This window comes from Streptomyces sp. MBT53, assembly GCF_016654115.1.
Lineage (GTDB): Bacteria > Actinomycetota > Actinomycetes > Streptomycetales > Streptomycetaceae > Streptomyces.
Genome location: NZ_JAEQAZ010000063.1, coordinates 57,101 through 73,033 on the forward strand (window position 1 = coordinate 57,101; position 15,933 = coordinate 73,033).

Annotated in this window: 14 protein-coding genes; 4 read left to right on the plus strand and 10 right to left on the minus strand. The window is 68.6% G+C overall.

What is annotated here, in order from left to right; translation table 11 throughout:
• Positions 1-76: 76 nt before the first annotated feature.
• The 6 genes from JHN45_RS23495 to JHN45_RS23520 are packed head-to-tail and all read right to left on the minus strand — an operon-like array spanning position 77 to position 5,213.
• Positions 77-1,162, minus strand: coding sequence for a glycosyltransferase family 4 protein (locus tag JHN45_RS23495; protein WP_201050513.1), 1,086 nt, complete (start codon positions 1,160-1,162; stop codon positions 77-79).
• Positions 1,159-1,695: a deoxycytidine triphosphate deaminase gene (locus JHN45_RS23500; RefSeq protein ID WP_201050514.1), complete on the minus strand. Its 537-nt coding sequence runs from the start codon at positions 1,693-1,695 to the stop codon at positions 1,159-1,161. The genes JHN45_RS23495 and JHN45_RS23500 overlap by 4 nt, the downstream gene beginning before the upstream one ends.
• A complete protein-coding gene (gene dcd, locus JHN45_RS23505) occupies positions 1,692-2,231 on the minus strand; it encodes a dCTP deaminase (RefSeq protein WP_200710919.1) in 540 nt (179 codons plus the stop codon). The genes JHN45_RS23500 and dcd overlap by 4 nt, the downstream gene beginning before the upstream one ends.
• A complete protein-coding gene (locus JHN45_RS23510; RefSeq protein ID WP_201050515.1) occupies positions 2,228-3,454 on the minus strand; it encodes a metallophosphoesterase in 1,227 nt (408 codons plus the stop codon). The genes dcd and JHN45_RS23510 overlap by 4 nt, the downstream gene beginning before the upstream one ends.
• The gene (locus tag JHN45_RS23515; RefSeq protein ID WP_200710976.1) at positions 3,451-4,734 is read right to left on the minus strand and encodes a UDP-N-acetylglucosamine 1-carboxyvinyltransferase; all 1,284 of its coding nucleotides are present in this window, start codon (positions 4,732-4,734) and stop codon (positions 3,451-3,453) included. The genes JHN45_RS23510 and JHN45_RS23515 overlap by 4 nt, the downstream gene beginning before the upstream one ends.
• Positions 4,735-4,775: 41 nt before the next feature.
• Positions 4,776-5,213 carry an ATP-binding protein gene (locus tag JHN45_RS23520; protein ID WP_200710918.1) on the minus strand — a complete coding sequence of 146 codons (438 nt, stop codon included), beginning with the start codon at positions 5,211-5,213 and terminating at the stop codon, positions 4,776-4,778.
• 175 nt (positions 5,214-5,388) lie between these two features.
• Between JHN45_RS23520 and JHN45_RS23525 the strand changes: the two genes are divergently transcribed.
• Positions 5,389-6,660 carry a helix-turn-helix domain-containing protein gene (locus tag JHN45_RS23525; protein ID WP_201050516.1) on the plus strand — a complete coding sequence of 424 codons (1,272 nt, stop codon included), beginning with the start codon at positions 5,389-5,391 and terminating at the stop codon, positions 6,658-6,660.
• Positions 6,657-7,211 carry a flavoprotein gene (locus tag JHN45_RS23530; protein ID WP_200710916.1) on the plus strand — a complete coding sequence of 185 codons (555 nt, stop codon included), beginning with the start codon at positions 6,657-6,659 and terminating at the stop codon, positions 7,209-7,211. Before JHN45_RS23525 ends, JHN45_RS23530 begins: the two co-directional genes overlap by 4 nt.
• A 30-nt stretch (positions 7,212-7,241) precedes the next feature.
• Here JHN45_RS23530 and JHN45_RS23535 read toward each other — a convergent pair whose 3' ends face one another.
• The 4 genes from JHN45_RS23535 to JHN45_RS23550 all read right to left on the minus strand — a co-directional run bounded on the left by JHN45_RS23535 (position 7,242) and on the right by JHN45_RS23550 (position 10,515).
• Positions 7,242-7,754: a DUF6879 family protein gene (locus JHN45_RS23535; RefSeq protein WP_200710915.1), complete on the minus strand. Its 513-nt coding sequence runs from the start codon at positions 7,752-7,754 to the stop codon at positions 7,242-7,244.
• A 434-nt stretch (positions 7,755-8,188) separates the two neighbouring features.
• The gene (locus JHN45_RS23540) at positions 8,189-9,154 is read right to left on the minus strand and encodes a hypothetical protein (protein WP_201050517.1); all 966 of its coding nucleotides are present in this window, start codon (positions 9,152-9,154) and stop codon (positions 8,189-8,191) included.
• A 26-nt stretch (positions 9,155-9,180) separates the two neighbouring features.
• Positions 9,181-10,101, minus strand: coding sequence for a hypothetical protein (locus JHN45_RS23545; protein ID WP_201050518.1), 921 nt, complete (start codon positions 10,099-10,101; stop codon positions 9,181-9,183).
• A 6-nt stretch (positions 10,102-10,107) separates the two neighbouring features.
• Complete coding sequence (locus tag JHN45_RS23550) at positions 10,108-10,515, minus strand: hypothetical protein (protein ID WP_201050519.1); 408 nt, start codon at positions 10,513-10,515, stop codon at positions 10,108-10,110.
• A 303-nt stretch (positions 10,516-10,818) separates the two neighbouring features.
• On the opposite strand from JHN45_RS23550, the gene JHN45_RS23555 reads away from it, so the two are divergent.
• Together JHN45_RS23555 and JHN45_RS23560 are read left to right on the plus strand one after the other, a co-directional pair.
• On the plus strand, positions 10,819-11,235 hold the full coding sequence (locus JHN45_RS23555; RefSeq protein WP_200717185.1) for a hypothetical protein: 417 nt from the start codon (positions 10,819-10,821) through the stop codon (positions 11,233-11,235).
• Entirely contained in the window at positions 11,232-15,722 is a 4,491-nt protein-coding gene (locus JHN45_RS23560; RefSeq protein WP_201050520.1) for a caspase family protein, read from the plus strand. Before JHN45_RS23555 ends, JHN45_RS23560 begins: the two co-directional genes overlap by 4 nt.
• Positions 15,723-15,933 lie beyond the last annotated feature (211 nt).

A 15,933-nucleotide genomic window follows, 5' to 3' on the forward strand; every position in this document is an offset into this window, starting at 1 on the left:
CGATCGTGGGCCGTGTGATGTCCCGTGGGTCAGCGTAGTGAGGCGCTGGTACGGATCTGACTGCGGCGCGGGCAAGTCAGATGAGCTGTTTGCCCAGGTCGGTGAGGGCGGCTGCAGTAGCGGTGAGGGGATAGCGAGCCGCGTTCGCGCGGCCTGCGGCCTGGAGTGCCGGGAGCAGGCCAGGTGTGGTGCGCAGTCGGGTGAGGTCATGAGCGAGGACCGCCGGGTTGGTGAAGTCGGTGCTGTGGCCACTCACGGCAAGGACGTCGCTCAGTCCGGGGACGGGCTGGTAGATGACCGGCAGTCCGCAGGCTTGGGCTTCGAGGGCGACGAGCCCCATGGCTTCGAGCGTGGTCGACGGCATGACTAGGGCGTCGTGGTCGGCGAAGGCGTTCCACAGCTGTGGGCGGTTCAGCCAGCCGAGATATCGGACGTGGACCTTGAGCAGACGCAGGAGCGGGGTCAAGGTGCGGAACTGGTGGGGCGGTGCGGCGATGCTCAGTTCGACTGCCTCGATCGCGGGCAACGCGCGCAGGAGGGTCTCCATGCCCTTTTCGGAGGTGAGGCGTCCGGCGTAGAGCAGCCGTAAATGTCCGGCTGGACGTCGCCCGGGACGGGGTGGCGGGTTGGTCAGCAGGTGGTCAGGGACGCCCCACGGAATGTTCGTGATCTTCCGGCGATTGGTGGTCGGTACGAGCTTCAGCAGTCGATCAGCCATGGCGCCGGTGGGGACGACGATGGCGTCGGCGGCGCGGGTGCTCTCTCGCAGGACTCGAAGTTGGTCGTTGCGGGCTTCGGCGAAGAGCAGGTCGGTGCCGTGGACGAGTGCGATGCGTGGGCGGGTGGGCAGCGCGCGGATCAGGGCCGGTGTGCCGCCGAAGGTGAGGTGCTGGAGGTGGAGCACATCGATGTCCGCCGGATCGATGAGCTGGGACAAAGCCCTGCGCAGTGCGTTGACGTACAGGGCGAACGGCGGCCCGGACAGGCACTTGCCCGGCACGTCCAGCAACTCCAGTCCCGCAGGCAGACGTGGTGGACGAGGCCGCGGGGCGAGCATGAAAGCGCGGGCAGGGAGGCCGGTACAGAGGTCGAGGAAGAGCTCGACGCTTCCGCCGGCGCTACCGAAGGGCAGGTCGAGGGCGGTCGCGACCAACGGGCTCATGTTGTACCTCCGGCGAGTTCTTCGTAGAGGCGGGAGATGTCGATGCCTGCGGTCGCGGTGTATTTGAGGCCGTGCAGTTGGTAGCTGGCCGGGGTGCCGAGGCAGTGGAGGAAGACGAGCTTGCCGAAGGTCATCCGGGGATGGACCCGGACGGGTCTGGCGGCCCGGATCTCCAAGGTCCAGTGGATGGCGTGGCCTTGGTGACCGAGTGGGGCGGAGACATGGACCCAGATGCCGAGCGCGCCGATGGTGCGGTCGCCGTTGAGGAACTGGGCGTACGTCTCTGATCCGGTTCGTTCGTGCGTGACGCCGAGGTAGAGCACCCCGGGCTGCAGGACCATTCCGGATGCGGGGATGGTGGTCTCGGCGTACGGGGTTGGAGCCGCGGCGTCCAGGTCGGTGTCGCAGATGCGCAGGGTGTCGCCGAGGCACCAGTCGTAGGCGTTGGGGGAGAGGCGGGCCGGTTCGTACGGCTCGATGGTGATCTCACCTGCGGCTCGGGCGGCGGCGATGCCGGGTCCGGTGAGGATCACGAGGCCACCGTCCGAAGTTTTGTCACGTCGCGCCAGTAGCCGGAGGGCTGTGGCCCGGCCGCCGCCTGGTACTTGCCGCGGTACAGGGCGATCGGGCCGACGGAGGCGAAGAACATGATCTGTCCGATCCTCATGCCCGTGTAGATGCGCAGGGGGCGGATCGGTGTGAGCATCAGGGTCCACTGGCCGTGGAAGCCGATGTCTCCGATGGGGGCGGTGATCTCGACGAACAGGCCGAGTCGTCCGACCGAGGAACGGCCAAAGAGCAGCGGGACGATCGTGTCGGAGCCGACCTCTTCGAGGGTGTGACCCAGGTACAACTCGCCGGGCTGGAGGACGTATCCGTCCGGGCCGATCGTGAACTCGCGGGTGGGGTTGGGCTGATGGGCGTCCAGGACGTCGGCGGTGTAGGTGAGCAGAGTGGGGCCGAGGCGGACGTTGTAGCTGTTCGGGTTGACCTGGTCGGGGGCGAAGGGGGTGATGCGAAGGCGGCCGTCCTGGGCGGCTGCGGTGATCTCGGGGCCTGTGAGAATCATCGAGTGGCTCCCTGGGCCGGCGCGGTGAGGACGTGCTTGACGGCTTGGCTGAGCAGCAGCCCTGCGGCGTGGGCGCGGCCTGCGAGGCAGGTGCCGGCGAGGTAGTCGGTGGTCAATACGGTGGTGATGCCGTCCGGCAGGGGATCCGGTGCGGTGACGAGCGGGCCAGCCTGTTCGGTGAGGTGGGCCAGCAGGCCATCAAGGTTCTTGCGGAAGTCCTCCGGGATGTTCACGTGGACCAGTTGGTTGTCGAAGGGCTCGATAGCGAGCAGGTCGCCCAGGGTGAGGGTGTCGCCGAGCGGGGCTGGACGCAGCACCGTTTCGTTGAGGATGACCGCGTCGATGCCGAGTCCTGTGCGCAGGCGTGCTGCGAGGTCGACGAGCAGGCCGTGGCGATCGGGAGTCCGGTGCCGATATGCCTTGGTCACGGGGCCGAGGACGGCGGTCAGTTGCTGCCTGAGTCCGCCGATATTTGCTTCCAGCGCCGCGAGTTCGGCCGGGACACGGGCCGGAACTCGGTCCGGGAAGCGAGTGGTGCCGGCGCCCCAGCCTTGTCCGACGGGTGTGGCGATGGCGTACCCGTCGGCGAGTTCGCGGCCCTTGACGATGAAGGTGTCGCCGACGCGGACAGGACCGTACTGATTGCTGTGGCAGTGCCCGGCGAAGACCACGTCGAGGAAGGGGCAGGCGGCTGCCAGCTTGAGGTCCTCGTCGAAGCCGGAGTGGCTGAGCAGGATCCAGTCGTCGACCTCGTGGTGGTGGGCGAGCATCACCTCGCGCAGAGCTCGGACGGGGTCGGTCACGCGGTGATCGGCTCGATGCTCGGCAGGGATGGCGTTGAACGCCTGCTGCCCGATCACGGCCGTGATCGCGACCCGTCGCCCTGCGATGCGGGTGGTGTGCAGGCGGCGGAAGAGCCCTTGACCGGTGGTGTCGACGGCGTTGGCGCAGACGGTGAGTCGGTGCAGGTCGGGTTCGAAGTGGTGGGGCCAGCCGTGGTTGCCGGGCGCGAGTACGTCGTAGAGCTTGAGCAGGATGTCGCGTTCGACGGTGCCGTGGGCGAGGCGGTAGTAGCCGCTGCCCTCGAAGAAGTCTCCGCAGTCCACGACGAGTGACGTGGGGCGAAGGGCATGGAGGTGAGTCAGGAAGGGGGCGGTGTTGGCGAAGGAGGAGTGCACGTCCGTGGTGGCCACGATCTGCCGCACGGTGCGATGACGGGTCATGGGGTGACCTCGCAGATGTCGGCACCGAGGGCGCGCAGCTTGCCGGGAAGGTCGGCGTGACCGCGGCGGAGCTGGTCGAGGCCGCCGACGGTGGTGACCCCTTGGGCGGTGAGGCCGGCGACCATGAGAGCGGAGCCGGTACGGATATCGGTGGCCTCCACGCCTGTCCCAGTGAGCTCTTGGGGTCCGGTCAGGCGGCACTCGGTGGGGGAGAGCTCCTCGAAGTCGGCTCCGAGGCGGGCCAGTTGGGGCAGCAGGTTGCTGTGGCGGCCGGGGTTTATGGCGTCGGCGAACAGGTGGGTGCCGGGAAGGCTGAGGGCGAGTGCCATCAGGGGCGGTTCGAAGTCGGCGTCCAGCCCGCCGGGGCTGAGGGACGCGATGGCCCGCAGACCACGACTCGTCGGTCGCGCGTCTCGGGCACGGACGGAGAGAATGCCGGCGTCGGCGCCAGCAGGGATGCCCAGCCGTCGAAGGGCAGCGATGAGCGGGTTTACGTCCCTGCCGTGCACGCCCTCGATGTGGGCCGTACCGCGGGTTGCCGCGATCGCGCACGCCAGTGTGCCTGCCTCGATCTTGTCGCCGGGAACTTCCCAGGCGATGCCGTCGATCAGGGCTGAGGACGGTGGCGTGAGGGTGAGAAGGTGCTCGCTCGTCCGGGTCTCCCAGCCCACCGTCTCCAGGGCGTCGAGCACGCACAGGACCTCCGGGGAGAGGTTGGGCTCGCCCAGCCGTAACGGGCGGCTGGTCGTGACTGCCCGGAGTACGGCGGCCACGGTCGCCCCGCGTGAACGGAACGGCAACACCAGCGAGACGGTGCCGGTGCGCGACGTGACAGCTTCGACGCGGTAGCCGGAGTCGTCGACTGCTGTGTGGTCGCCGAACGCCTCGTACGCCGTGAAGTGCAGTTCCATTCCACGTGCGCCGATTCGACAGCCTCCCGGCCACGGCAGCCGGGCCTCCCCGTGGCGGGCCAGTAGGGCGGGCACCAGGTAGTAGGAGGCACGGATGTGGGCGGCTTGGGGAAGCTCGGCGTGCGTACGTCGGCTCTCGGTCGGCAGGATCACTGCAGAGGTCGGCTCCCCTACAGGCTGCGCTACGTGCCAACCTGCCTGATGCAGCAGCGCGAGCATGATCTGCACGTCTGTGTTGGCCGGGACGTTGGTCAGCCGCACCGGGCGACCGAGCGCTGCCGCGGTGGCCAGCAACGGCAGGGCGGCGTTCTTGGAGCCGTCGACGGTGACGGTGCCGCCGAGCGGAGGTCCGGGGCGTACAGCGATCACCTCTGCGGCCCGGGTCGGGGTGGAGGCGGTGGTTGTCACGGTCAACTCCTCTGCAAGGGAAGGGAGATGGCGTCTTTCTGGTTCGAGCCGGTGGACAGGTCGATCTCGGCCCAGCACCGCTTGCCCGCTGGCGTCGGCTCGGCGCCGTACCGGTCGGCCAGAGCTGCGATCAGGAACAGACCCCGGCCGTTCTCGCTGCACTCGTCCGGGAAACTGAGCTGGGGCAGCGCGGTGCTGGAGTCGCGGACCTCGACGCGCAGGACGGTTTCTACGAGCCGCACGGTCATCGAGATCTGGCCGGGACCGGCGTGGCGGACCGCGTTGGTGACCAGCTCACTGATCAGCAGCTCGACGGTGTGCATCAGCTCGTCGTCCAGCTCCGCCTCCCAGCCTGTTATCGCGTTCATCGCCTGGTGCCGGACGGCGGTGACCGCGGTTGGTGTGGTGGGTACGGACAGGGTGAGCTGGTGCGCTGCCATGAGCGGCCTCCCGGGGTAGGTGCGGCCACATCACGCAACCAGCCCGTGGCGGTGGGTGGTTAGCCCAGGTGCTGGCGCTGCATCGGTTATGCAGGAGCTGCATGACGGTGAAGTGCGCCTGATCTACGCTCGGTTGGGCAGGCAGGATCGGCGACGGCGGAAGGGGCCGTGGCAGATGCCCGAAGGACATGGCGAAGCGAGACGGATCGGCGAAGTGATCCGTCAGGCACGGGTGTTACAGCGGCGCTCGCAGAAGGACGTCGCCGCCGTGCTGGGCTACCACCAGTCCAAGGTGAGCCGCCTGGAGAGCGGACGCGGCACGGAGGACATCCGCGTCCTGCGCGCTGTTGCTCAGGAACTCAAGATTCCGCCCCAGCAGTTGGGTCTTGCTGCGGCCCCTGATCCCTCTACCGCCGACCCCGAAACCGAAGACATGCACCGCCGCACTTTCCTTGTCGCGAGCATCGCCGCACTCGCGACCCCGGCCACTTCGGCCGCCGCCCACGACGACCTCGTACAAGCGCTCCTGCCGGGTCTGTACCCGGCGAGCACCGGCGCCCCCTTGGCCACGGCAGTCCTCCGCGAGCAGGTCGGCGCGGTCCGCAGGCTCTTCTACACGTGCGACTACACGGAACTCGAACGCACCCTGCCCGGGCTGATCGCCAACCTGCGGCTCGCCTCCAGCGGCGCGACGGACAGCGACACGTTGTCCGCGCTTCTGGCCACCGCGTACCAGACCTCGACCAGCCTGTTGCTCAAACAGCACGACCAGGGCAACGCCTGGCTGGCGGTCGGCCGCGCGATGGCCGAGGCCGAACGCTCCGGCGACCCGGTGGTCCTCGCCTCCAGTGTCCGCGTGCAGGCCCACGTCCTGGCCCGCGAGAAGCACGCCGCCCAGGCCGTCACCCTCGTCCGGCACACGGCCGACCAACTCGTCGGCTCCTACGACCGTCGCTCCCCGAAATACCTTGCCGCAGTCGGGCTGCTGTTGCTGCGCGGGGTGACCGCGGCCAGCGGCGGAGGCGACCGCGCGGCAACCGAGGAGTTTCTCGCCGAGGCCAAAGAAGTGGCCCGGTACGTCTCCCTCGACCGTCCCGATGCCTGGGCCAACTTCAGCCCCACCAACGTCGCTCTCCACGAGCTCAGCTCCCTGGTGGCTTTCGGCGACGCGGGCCTCGCCCTGCAAGCGGCCAGGCCCCTGATGCGTCGGCACATCCCCGTCCCCGAGCGCCGGGCGGCCCTGTGGGTGGAAACGGCCCGCGCCTACAGCCAGCAGGGTCGTCTCTCCGACGGCTACCAGGCACTGCGGATCGCCGAGACCTGCGCCGCCCAGGACGTCCGCCGCCCCGCCGTGCGCGACCTGGTCGCCGACATGGCCGCCCGCGACCGCCGTCGTACGCTGCCCGAACTGCACCACTTCAGCCGCCAACTGGGAGTCCCCGCGTGACCGAGCCGAACGCCCCGGACAAGAAGCCCTTCCTGTACGTCGTCGTGTGCGCATGCGGTATCGCCGGCGATGTCGGCAAGCTGATCACCGCAGCGCAGGAACGGCATTGGGACGTCGGTGTCGTCGCCACCCCGCAGGGCTTGGGCTTCCTGGACACCGAGGCGATCGAGACCCAGACCGGCTATCCCATCCGCTCCGCCTGGCGCACGCCCGGCGAAGCCCGCCCCCTGCCGCCTGCGGACGCCATCGTCGTCGCGCCGGCCACCTTCAACACGGTCAACAAATGGGCCGCCGGGATCTCCGACACTCTCGCCCTGGGCATCCTGTGCGAGGCGTACGGCATGGGTATCCCCACCGCCGTACTGCCGTACCTGAACGCGGCACAGGCCGCCCACCCCGCCTACGAGCAGAGCCTGGCACGGCTGCGGGGGATGGGAGTGGTGATCGGTTCGTACGAACCGCACAAGCCCAAAGCGGGCGGTGGCGCCGACCGCTTCCAATGGGAGGAGGCGCTGGACCTCCTGGCCCCTGAGCCGTCGGCACGGACGTGATCGGCGGCGCTGCAGGCGTCGTTGGTGCTGTCAGGCCAACTGGAACTCTGCATGGGGTGTTGCCCGCGCCCATACGGCCTCGAAGGCTGACTCGCAGAGTTTCGCGACCGCTGGGTCGTCGGTGAGTTCCACTTCCATGTGTTCGCCTTCGCCGTCGAAGTGGTTGACGAGGACGAGGCTGGAGTCGAAGAGCCAGAAGTCGTTGCCCGGGAGCGCGAGGTCCGTGGCGCTTCGCCGGGAGAGCCAGCGGACGTCTTCGCCGGCGGCGATGTTGAGTCCGTCTGTCACGTCGTACTCGAAGCGGATGTACTCGCTGACGGGAGTCGAGACGACGCGGGCCCGGCGGACCTGGACGCCTCGCGAGGTCGCTTCCGTGACGATGGCGTGCCAGTTGCCCCAGCGCTCGGCCGGGTCGAGTGCGATGCCGGCCTTCCAGTCGATGAAGGCCGGGTCCGACTTCATGTAGGCGTCGCGCATCTCCAGGTGGACAGCCGTCCGCTGGCAGTCGCGGAACAGCTCCTCAAACGTCGGGGTCCTCGTCAACCTTCTTCACCTCCAGGAAGTACTGCGCGACGCACGAGGGGGATCTCCGCTACCGACTGGCGGTCGGAGATGTCCATCTGACTGGGGCGCTCTATGTCCTCCGCCTTCGATCTCTTTGCCAGAGCTTGCCTGTGTGTGCCGTGGAGCTAGGAACTTGCCGAAACTTGCCAGGCGCGTGGGGAAGTTGACCTTACGCGGCCGGGGTCGGGGCGACGAGCGGTGCGCTCGACGCAGCCCTTGGGGATGGCTGGATCCGGTTGCTGCAGGCCCCAATGGACCAGTTGTCCTTTGACGGTGAAGTCAGTCGTGTGCAGCCCGCTGGCCTGGATCGACTGGGTTGGATGTCGATGAGCCTGTTGGTGTCGACGGGTCTGCCGGGCGGCACGGTGAGCAATCCGCTCTCGCGGTTCAAGCAGGACCCCAGCGCCTTCGGTTCAGCCGGTGAAGGGTGACGGGGCCACCTCGGGTGCGACGGTCGCCGTGGCCAGCGCGGTCGTGTCCGGATTGATCAGGCCGCTGAGATCGCGGAGATCGAGCGTGGCGGAGCCGATGCCGCAGCTGTAGGCGAAGAGGAAATAGGGGGGAAAGTCGACGACGAGTTCGCCGCCGAACTGCAGGCCCATCTCCATGTGCTTCTGATAGCCGTCGGTGAGGAGGGTTTCCGCGTCTGTGGTGCAGGAGCCGCCGTTCATACCTCTGATCTTCGGGGCGATCAGCCTCGCCAGCCTGGTGGCACCGGCGGTCTGCCGGGCGACGGGAAGGAGGATCTGGTCCTTGTCCAGGATCTTCCAGGTGCCCGTGTCGATGTTGATCCAGTCGTCGAGCACCCCGTCGTGGGAGCCGCCGACGTATTCCTGGCCGGTGAACTGGATCACGGCCAGTCTGCCGACCTGGTTGATCCTGGGCAGCTCGGAGAGGGTGAAGGCCGTGCTTTGAGCCATGTCGGACGTGCTCTCGTCGGTAGCGGCGAGGAAGTCCTTGACGGTGTCGTCGATGCGAATCCTGATCTCCGAGTTGAGCGCGTCGACGGCCGGGTTGGCCGACCAGAAGACCGGCAGGGTCGTGTCGACCGAGTACTGGACGCCTCCCTTTCCAGTTCCCTTGCGCGTGACCTTGGTGGTGCAGGTGCGCCACTTGGCGGTGGAGAACAGGAGCTCGACCTTCGGCGGCGGGACGGTGACCACGTTCGGTGCGGCGGCGCACCAGGCGGACGGCTTGTCGCCGGTCGGGCTGGGGCTCGGCACGGCGGTGGCCTTCGCCGGGGCGCGGGAGGTCGCGTCGGCGTGCGGGGCGGCGGACTCGGGAGGCGCGGCATCCCACTGTCGCACCAGGTACCCGGCGAGTCCGGCCACGATCATCGCGACGACCAGCACCAGCGTCATCCTGCGGTTCGTGCTCATCCTGGCCTGCTGCACGCGCTTCCCGCCTACTCCGCCGTGACCGCGGTGCCCTGGACCAGCTGGACCGTGCACGGCGTGCCGCACATCGCGTCCATCGCCTTCGCGCGGTCGGTGACGGCGAAGGAGCCGTCCTGAGTGTCCGGGGCGACCGCCTGGTCGTAGGCCGAGGCGAATCCCCGGGTGTGGAACGGCCGGGATCCGTCGGTCACCGTCTGCGTGGTGTGTTTGCCGTCGATGACCTCGTCGAGTACGAGGTCGTAGGTGACGTCCCACTTGACGGTCTGGAAGGAGAAGCCGAAGTTCACGATCTCCCCCTGCTTGACGGAGACCGAGTGGTCGTCGAAGTAGCGTCCGCCGTACGCCTTCCCCTCGGGATCGGCGTTGCGGGGGACGGGGACCGGTTCGTCGAGGTTGAACCCGATCTTGATGTTGGTGTCCTCGCCCTGGGACGGATAGACGAGCAGGGTCCCGCCCGGGGCCGGGGTGGTCTCGCTGCGGACCTTGATGTGCATATCCGTGATGTCGACGGTGTGGCTGCGGTTGCCCTCCAGGGTCACCAGCGTCGATGTCTCGTAGGTGTCCACCTTGTCGGGCCGTTTCGACATGACCGCGGTCATCTGGTCGGTGTGGAGCGTCTGTCCGGTGTTCAGCAGCCTTCCCGGGAAGAGCCACGCCCCGTTGTGGTTCACGACGCTGTCTTTGGTCTGGACCGCAACACGCAGCGGCGGGCCACTCGCGACCGCGTCCCTGACGTCCGGGTCGCCGACGAGGTAATAGACCATGCCGAAGGCGACGACCATGGCCGCCGCGATGCCACCGGCCCATTTCGCCCTCAAGTGGATGTTCGCCACATGGACGTCGCCCATGTCCCCCGCAGCCAGGATGTTGACACTCTCCTTGCCGGAGCGGACCTGCTGACGCACCTCGCGGCGGTCCCCGTCACCCACCGGCCACTACTCCCTCTCCTTGGGCGGGAGTGCGACATTTCCGCCGGCCACGATGTTGCGGCTGCGGCGGCCCGACTTCACGCGCTGATCGAGCGGCACCGCCGGCCTGCTTCGCCCGGCCGGCCCCGGCGTGCCCGTCCCGGCGACGCCGATGTCCCCACGGGCCACGATGTTCTCGCTGTCTGGGCCCGCGGTGACCTCCTGCCTGTCGGCCGAGGCCGGGCCGGTCCCGATGCCGGGCGTGCTGCCGCTGCTGCGCGCCCACTCGAAGGCGCTGACCGCCAAACCGCTGAGGAACACGGCAACGACCATCGCCACGGCCCACCGGTCGCTGTCCGCTCGCGGGGTCCAAGAGAACCTGAGGGTCATCACCACGGTCGTACTGGCCGCGAAGACCAGGACAGGGACCCCCACCCGCCACGCCACCGACCGCCAAGACCTTGCGCCAAGGTCACTCATGTGGTCAACGTTCCCACAGCACAGGCAAGTTGAACGTACGAGCGACCCAATTCGGCGCCGTCGCACGGTGAACACCCCCCGTTCCACGGCCAAGGCACTCCACTTTCCCTGTTCTTGTCCTGCATCACCGCTGCGGGGTGGAGTCACGTTTGTCCCGCGGAGAACAGGGGCCCTGGTCAGTCCCAGCAGCTGCCGCTAATCTCATTGCAGCCGTGAAGGCAACGGGTTAGACGCGGTGGCAACGGGGGCTTGCGAGAAGTGACGCTGAACACCAATGGCCCAGAGGCGGCCGACGAACTTCGTTCGCTGCACGCGTGGTTGTCGGATGTGGACGAGTTGAGAGGCCGAGTCGGGTGCAAGGAGAGCCCACCCGGGAAGGGCACGCTCGGTCCTTTGCTGGAGGCGCTGACGGTGGCGCTCGGTCCCGGTGCCGCAGCGACCGCTCTGGCCACGACCGTCATCGCCTGGCTGCGTACGCGGCGCAGTGAGATACGCATCAAGGTGACGCTCCCGGACCGCCGTTCGCTGGAAGTCTCCTCCAAGAACGTGGCCGATCTCGACGCGGCAGCCCTACGCCAGCAGGTGGCCGACGTCGCGGCCCTGCTCGGCGCGCAGGACCAGCAAGGAGACGCGACCTTGCGGATCGCCCCGCCCGAGCGCCGAGAGGACCGATGACCGATCTGGACGGCGCGGGCGTACAGGTTCTGCTGATCGCCACCGCGACGCACCAGGACGGCGGACTGCCCTCGGTACCCTCGGTCGCCGACAGCCTCAGAGATCTGCGGACTGCTCTGATCGAGCGGTGCGGGGTGCGCCCGGAGCAGGTGACAGCGGTGCTCGACCCGGCCGACGCCCAGAGCATGGCCCTCGCCGTGGCCAGGGCGACGAAGCGCGCCGACACCGTTTTGCTGGTCTACTTCATCGGGCACGGTCTGCTCACCCCGGGCGGGGATCTGTACCTGGCCGCCGGCAACACTGCGGAGCTCACTCCCGGGATGGCCGAGCACCAGGCGTACTCCTTCGCCGCCTTGCGGGAGGCGGTGCTGGCGAGCCGGGCGGCGTCCAAGGTCGTCGTACTGGACTGCTGTTTCTCCGGGCGCGCGTCGCTCGGCGGCACCTCATTGGTCACCGCTTTCAACGCGGCCCCCGGGAACGGGATGTATCTCCTCGGGTCCGCGGAGCTACTGGCCCGCGCTCCGGAGGACGCCGAACACACCACGTTCACCGGAGCGTTCCTGGAGCTGTTGGAGACCGGCGACGCCGAGGGGCAGCAGTCGCTGACCCTGGACGCGGCCTACTACGCCTTGGACAGGAGGCTGCGGGACAGACAGCAACCCGTGCCCCGGCGGGTGAACGGAGATCTCTCCGGCAACCTCGTCATCGCGCCGAACCCGGCTTTTCGGACCCGCGCCTTGACACCGGAACGGCAGCCGCCCGCTGACAGCGTCTGCCCCTACCCGGGGCTTGGCCCCTTCACGGTGGACCGGGCCGATGTCTTCGCCGGGCGGACAGCGATGACCGAGCGCCTTGTGGAGGCGACGGCGGCGGCCTTCGGCGGACCTGGCCCCCTGATTCTCGTCGGGGCGTCCGGCTCCGGAAAGACCTCCCTGCTCAATGCCGGTCTGCTGGCCGGACTGCGCACCCACGGATTACCCGGCCTGCCCGGGGCGACCGGCTGGCCCAGCCGGCGTCTGGCCCCCGGCAAGAACCCGCTCCGGAATCTGGCCGACGCCCTCGCGCCCGAGTCGTCCGACGCCGCCGAGTCGCTGCTGGCGAACGGCCACGCGGCCGAACTTGTGGACCCGCTGCTGGACCATCCGGGACAACGGCTGGTCATGGTTGTCGATCAACTGGAGGAGCTCTTCACCCTCTGTGCGGACCCGGAGGAACAGACGGCGTTCCTGAGGGCGGTGACCGCACTGGCCCAGCCTGGAGAGGGCCACGAGCCTCGGGCCCTGGTGGTCTTCGCACTGCGGGCGGACTTCTACGCCCAGGCAGTCGCACACCCCGAACTGCGGACCGTCCTGAGCGAGAGTCAGTTGCTGGTCGATCCCATGGACATCGGCGAACTCCACGCCTCGATCGAGGAACCGGCGGCCACCGCGCAGTTGGAACTCGACGACGAGCTCGCCCCCCTCATCCTGAAGGAGCTGGGCAGCGCGACCGGCGGACGGTCCCCCGCGGAGGCGCTGCCCCTCCTGTCCCACGTGCTGCAGGAGACGTGGAGGGAGCGCGAGGGCCTACGTCTCACTGTCTCCGGTTACCTCGCCACCGGCGGCATCACGAAGGCCGTCGCGACCACCGCGGAGAAGGTCTACGGCCGACTCGACGCGGAAGGCCAGGAGGCCGTGCGCCTCATGCTGCCCCGGCTGGTCCGGGTGGGCGAGGACGCCGCCGACACCGCGCAGCCCGTCGAGTGGCCCGTACTCCTGCACGGGGTGTCCGACGACGCGGTCGCACGGGACGCGATCAAACGGTTCGCCGACGCTCGCCTGCTCACCCTCGACCGGGACACGGTCCGGATCAGCCACGAAGCGCTGTTGCGCGCCTGGCCCCAGCTGGAGCAGTGGGTCGACGAGGATCGCGACCTGCTGCGCGCCCGTCAGCAACTCGCCTCCGACGCGGCGGGCTGGGAGCAGTCCGAACGGGACTCCTCCCTCTTGTACCGGGGGAACCGGCTCGTCGCGATGCGGGAACGCACGGCTGCCCCGGGCGCCCCACCTCTCAGCTCGGTGTCCGCCGAGTTCATGGAGAGCTCCTGGCGCCAGCACACTCGGGAGGGCCGCCGCCGCCGTGCTGCGTTCACCTTCTTCGTCGTCCTGGCCCTGCTGGCGACGACCGGTCTGGTCGGCGCGGGGATCTACTGGCGGCGGGCCGACCAAGCACAACAGCGCGACCTCGCCCGGTATCTGGCCGCCGAGGCCGAGGGCCAGCGTGAACTCCACCCCGGGCTGGCCAAGCAGCTCAGCCTGCTCTCGTACCGGATCGACCACAAAGCTGGCCGCAGCGCCCTCCTCAACAGCCAGCGCACTCCAGGTGTGATCAACGGCGACGAACCGGCCTACGACCTCTCCTACAGCGCGAACGGTCAGGTGCTCGCCATCTCCACCGGCGACTCGATCGTCCTTCGCACCGGGAATCGCGACGGGCGGATCGGCGGGATCCTGTCCGGCCCGATCGCGGTGGCCGCCGACGGTACTGTGCTCGCCGCGGCCACCTACGACAGCGACGGCTCCGCCTCGGCGACCGTGCGGTTGTGGGACATCTCTGACCCCGGCCGACCGCGGAAGCTGGCCGCGCCCAAGACATCGGACGCCGTCACCGCGCTGGTCTTCGGCACAGACGGGAACACTCTCTTCGCCGGTACCTCGGCGGGCGAGATCCGCCGCTGGGACACCGGCGATCCGGCGGCACCGCACGCCCTGTCCCCACTCCGGGGCAACGGCAAGCAGGTCGACTCCCTGGCCGTTTCCCCCAAGCGCGGTCTGCTCGCGAGCGCGAGCGTGGACGGGCGGGTACAGCTGTGGAAGGAGACCGGCACCGAGCCCGTCGCCACGCTGCACGCGGCGCCGTACACGTCGTCCTACTCCGACGGGCACATGCGGCCCTTGCACCGGATCGCCTTCGACAGTTCGGGCGGGCTGCTGGCGGCGCCGGCCGAGGAACCGAAGAAGACGGACGCCCTCGCGTTCAGTGACGACCTGGCGCTGTGGACGCTCGACGACCCGCGCTCTCCCCGGCAGGTCGTGTCGGCGGACAAGGGCGTGTCGTCCGGCTCGAGCAGATGCTTCGACAGTGTGACGTCGATGGCGTTCGCCTCGAAGAGCAAACGGATCGTCGCGAGCTGCGGCGGCAGCTGGAAGGTCTGGATCTACACCTACGGAACCGACGCGGTCCTGCCGGGTGCGTCGAACACCGTCTACGGCTCGAACGGCGGTGTGGCCCTGTTCGCCCCCGGCAACGCCGAACAGCTGGTCCAGGCCACCGACCGCGGCGTCCAGGTCTGGGACCTCTCCAACGGCGCCCAGCCGGGGGCGTTGGGATTCATACCGCCGACGCCCGGCACCGGGAGTCAGCTCGCCCTCGCGATGTCCGGGAAGAAGCTGCTTCTCGCCTTCCAGGGTGTGGGCACGAACTGGCTGCGGGATCTCAATCTCCGGCATCTGCAGTCCAACGCGTTGGTCTCGACGCACGCTCCCGACATGTTCTCGGGACAGGACATCGCTCTCAGCCCTGACGGCAAACTCCTCGCCGACACCGAGGTCTACAAGCAGGGCAAGCAGACATACGCCAATCTCTTTCTGCGCAGCACAGCCAGCCCGAAACAGAAGCTGAGCATGATCAACGTGAACAACGGTGTGGGAGCACTCGCCTTCAGCCCGACCAAGCCCCTCCTGGCCGTCTCCGACTACAACGGCATCGTGGCCAGCAACCGCAAGCCCCAGGTCGTCCGGCTCTACAACATCGCCGACCCCCGGCATCCGCGGCACATCTCCACGATCGAGACGACCGGATACGGACTCGGCTTCACCCCGGACGGCAGATCGCTCGTCATGAACGAGTCCGCCCAGGGCAAAAAGAAGGCGGACCGCCCGACCGCGGGCCCGCTGGTGCGCAGCTGGAACGTCACCGATCCCGCGCACCCGTCCGCGTCGTGGTCGGTGCGCCTGCCCACCGGCACCGACTTCGCTCATTTCGCGTTCCGGCCGGACGGAAAGCTCTTCGCGCTCTACGACGACACCGGAACGCTCCGGCTGTGGGACGTCCGCCGTGACCACCTCGTCGGTTCCCCCGTCAAGGTGTCCATCGGCAGCCTCGGCGGCGCACTGGCGTTCAGCCCCGACGGGACCCGCATCGCCCTGATCGCGTACAACGAGGACAACGGGGACAACCCGTCCCGCCCCGAGGTCTGGGACGTGAGCGACTCGACCTCACCCACACGGCAGTTCTATATGCCGACCGCATCAGCCTTCTACTCACTGGCCTTCACCCCCGACAGCAAGATCCTCGCTGTGGTCCGCGCCTCCGCGGGCGTCGACCTGTGGGATGCCGATCCCCAACACGTCATCACGGACCTCTGCAACGCGGTGGGCGACCCCATCTCCGAGCAGGACTGGAAGAAGTACCTGCCGGACCGCCCCTATCAACCGCCATGCCAGTGACGTAGATCCTGCATTTCCAGTTCGACCGTCACCAATACAGTGCCGCCCTGCGCGCCCTGAACGCGGTAATCCCGCCCCGATGGGATCTGATCTCCAGACTGGTGAGCGCCACTGAAAGCGAAAGGGTGATGTCGGATGACGGCCGTACCGGAACCGCCTCCTCGAAGCTGGCCGTCGCACAGTTCAGCAGGAGATGCCGCCGGCGCGTGCC

Coding starts and splice junctions, on each gene's coding strand:
- JHN45_RS23520 (WP_200710918.1), bottom strand. CDS start 5,213: ATGGCAGCGCACCAGCTCACCCTGTCCGTACCCACCACACCAACCGCG.
- JHN45_RS23495 (WP_201050513.1), bottom strand. CDS start 1,162: ATGAGCCCGTTGGTCGCGACCGCCCTCGACCTGCCCTTCGGTAGCGCC.
- JHN45_RS23510 (WP_201050515.1), bottom strand. CDS start 3,454: ATGACCCGTCATCGCACCGTGCGGCAGATCGTGGCCACCACGGACGTG.
- JHN45_RS23525 (WP_201050516.1), top strand. CDS start 5,389: ATGCCCGAAGGACATGGCGAAGCGAGACGGATCGGCGAAGTGATCCGT.
- JHN45_RS23560 (WP_201050520.1), top strand. CDS start 11,232: ATGACCGATCTGGACGGCGCGGGCGTACAGGTTCTGCTGATCGCCACC.
- JHN45_RS23540 (WP_201050517.1), bottom strand. CDS start 9,154: ATGAGCACGAACCGCAGGATGACGCTGGTGCTGGTCGTCGCGATGATC.
- dcd (WP_200710919.1), bottom strand. CDS start 2,231: ATGATTCTCACAGGCCCCGAGATCACCGCAGCCGCCCAGGACGGCCGC.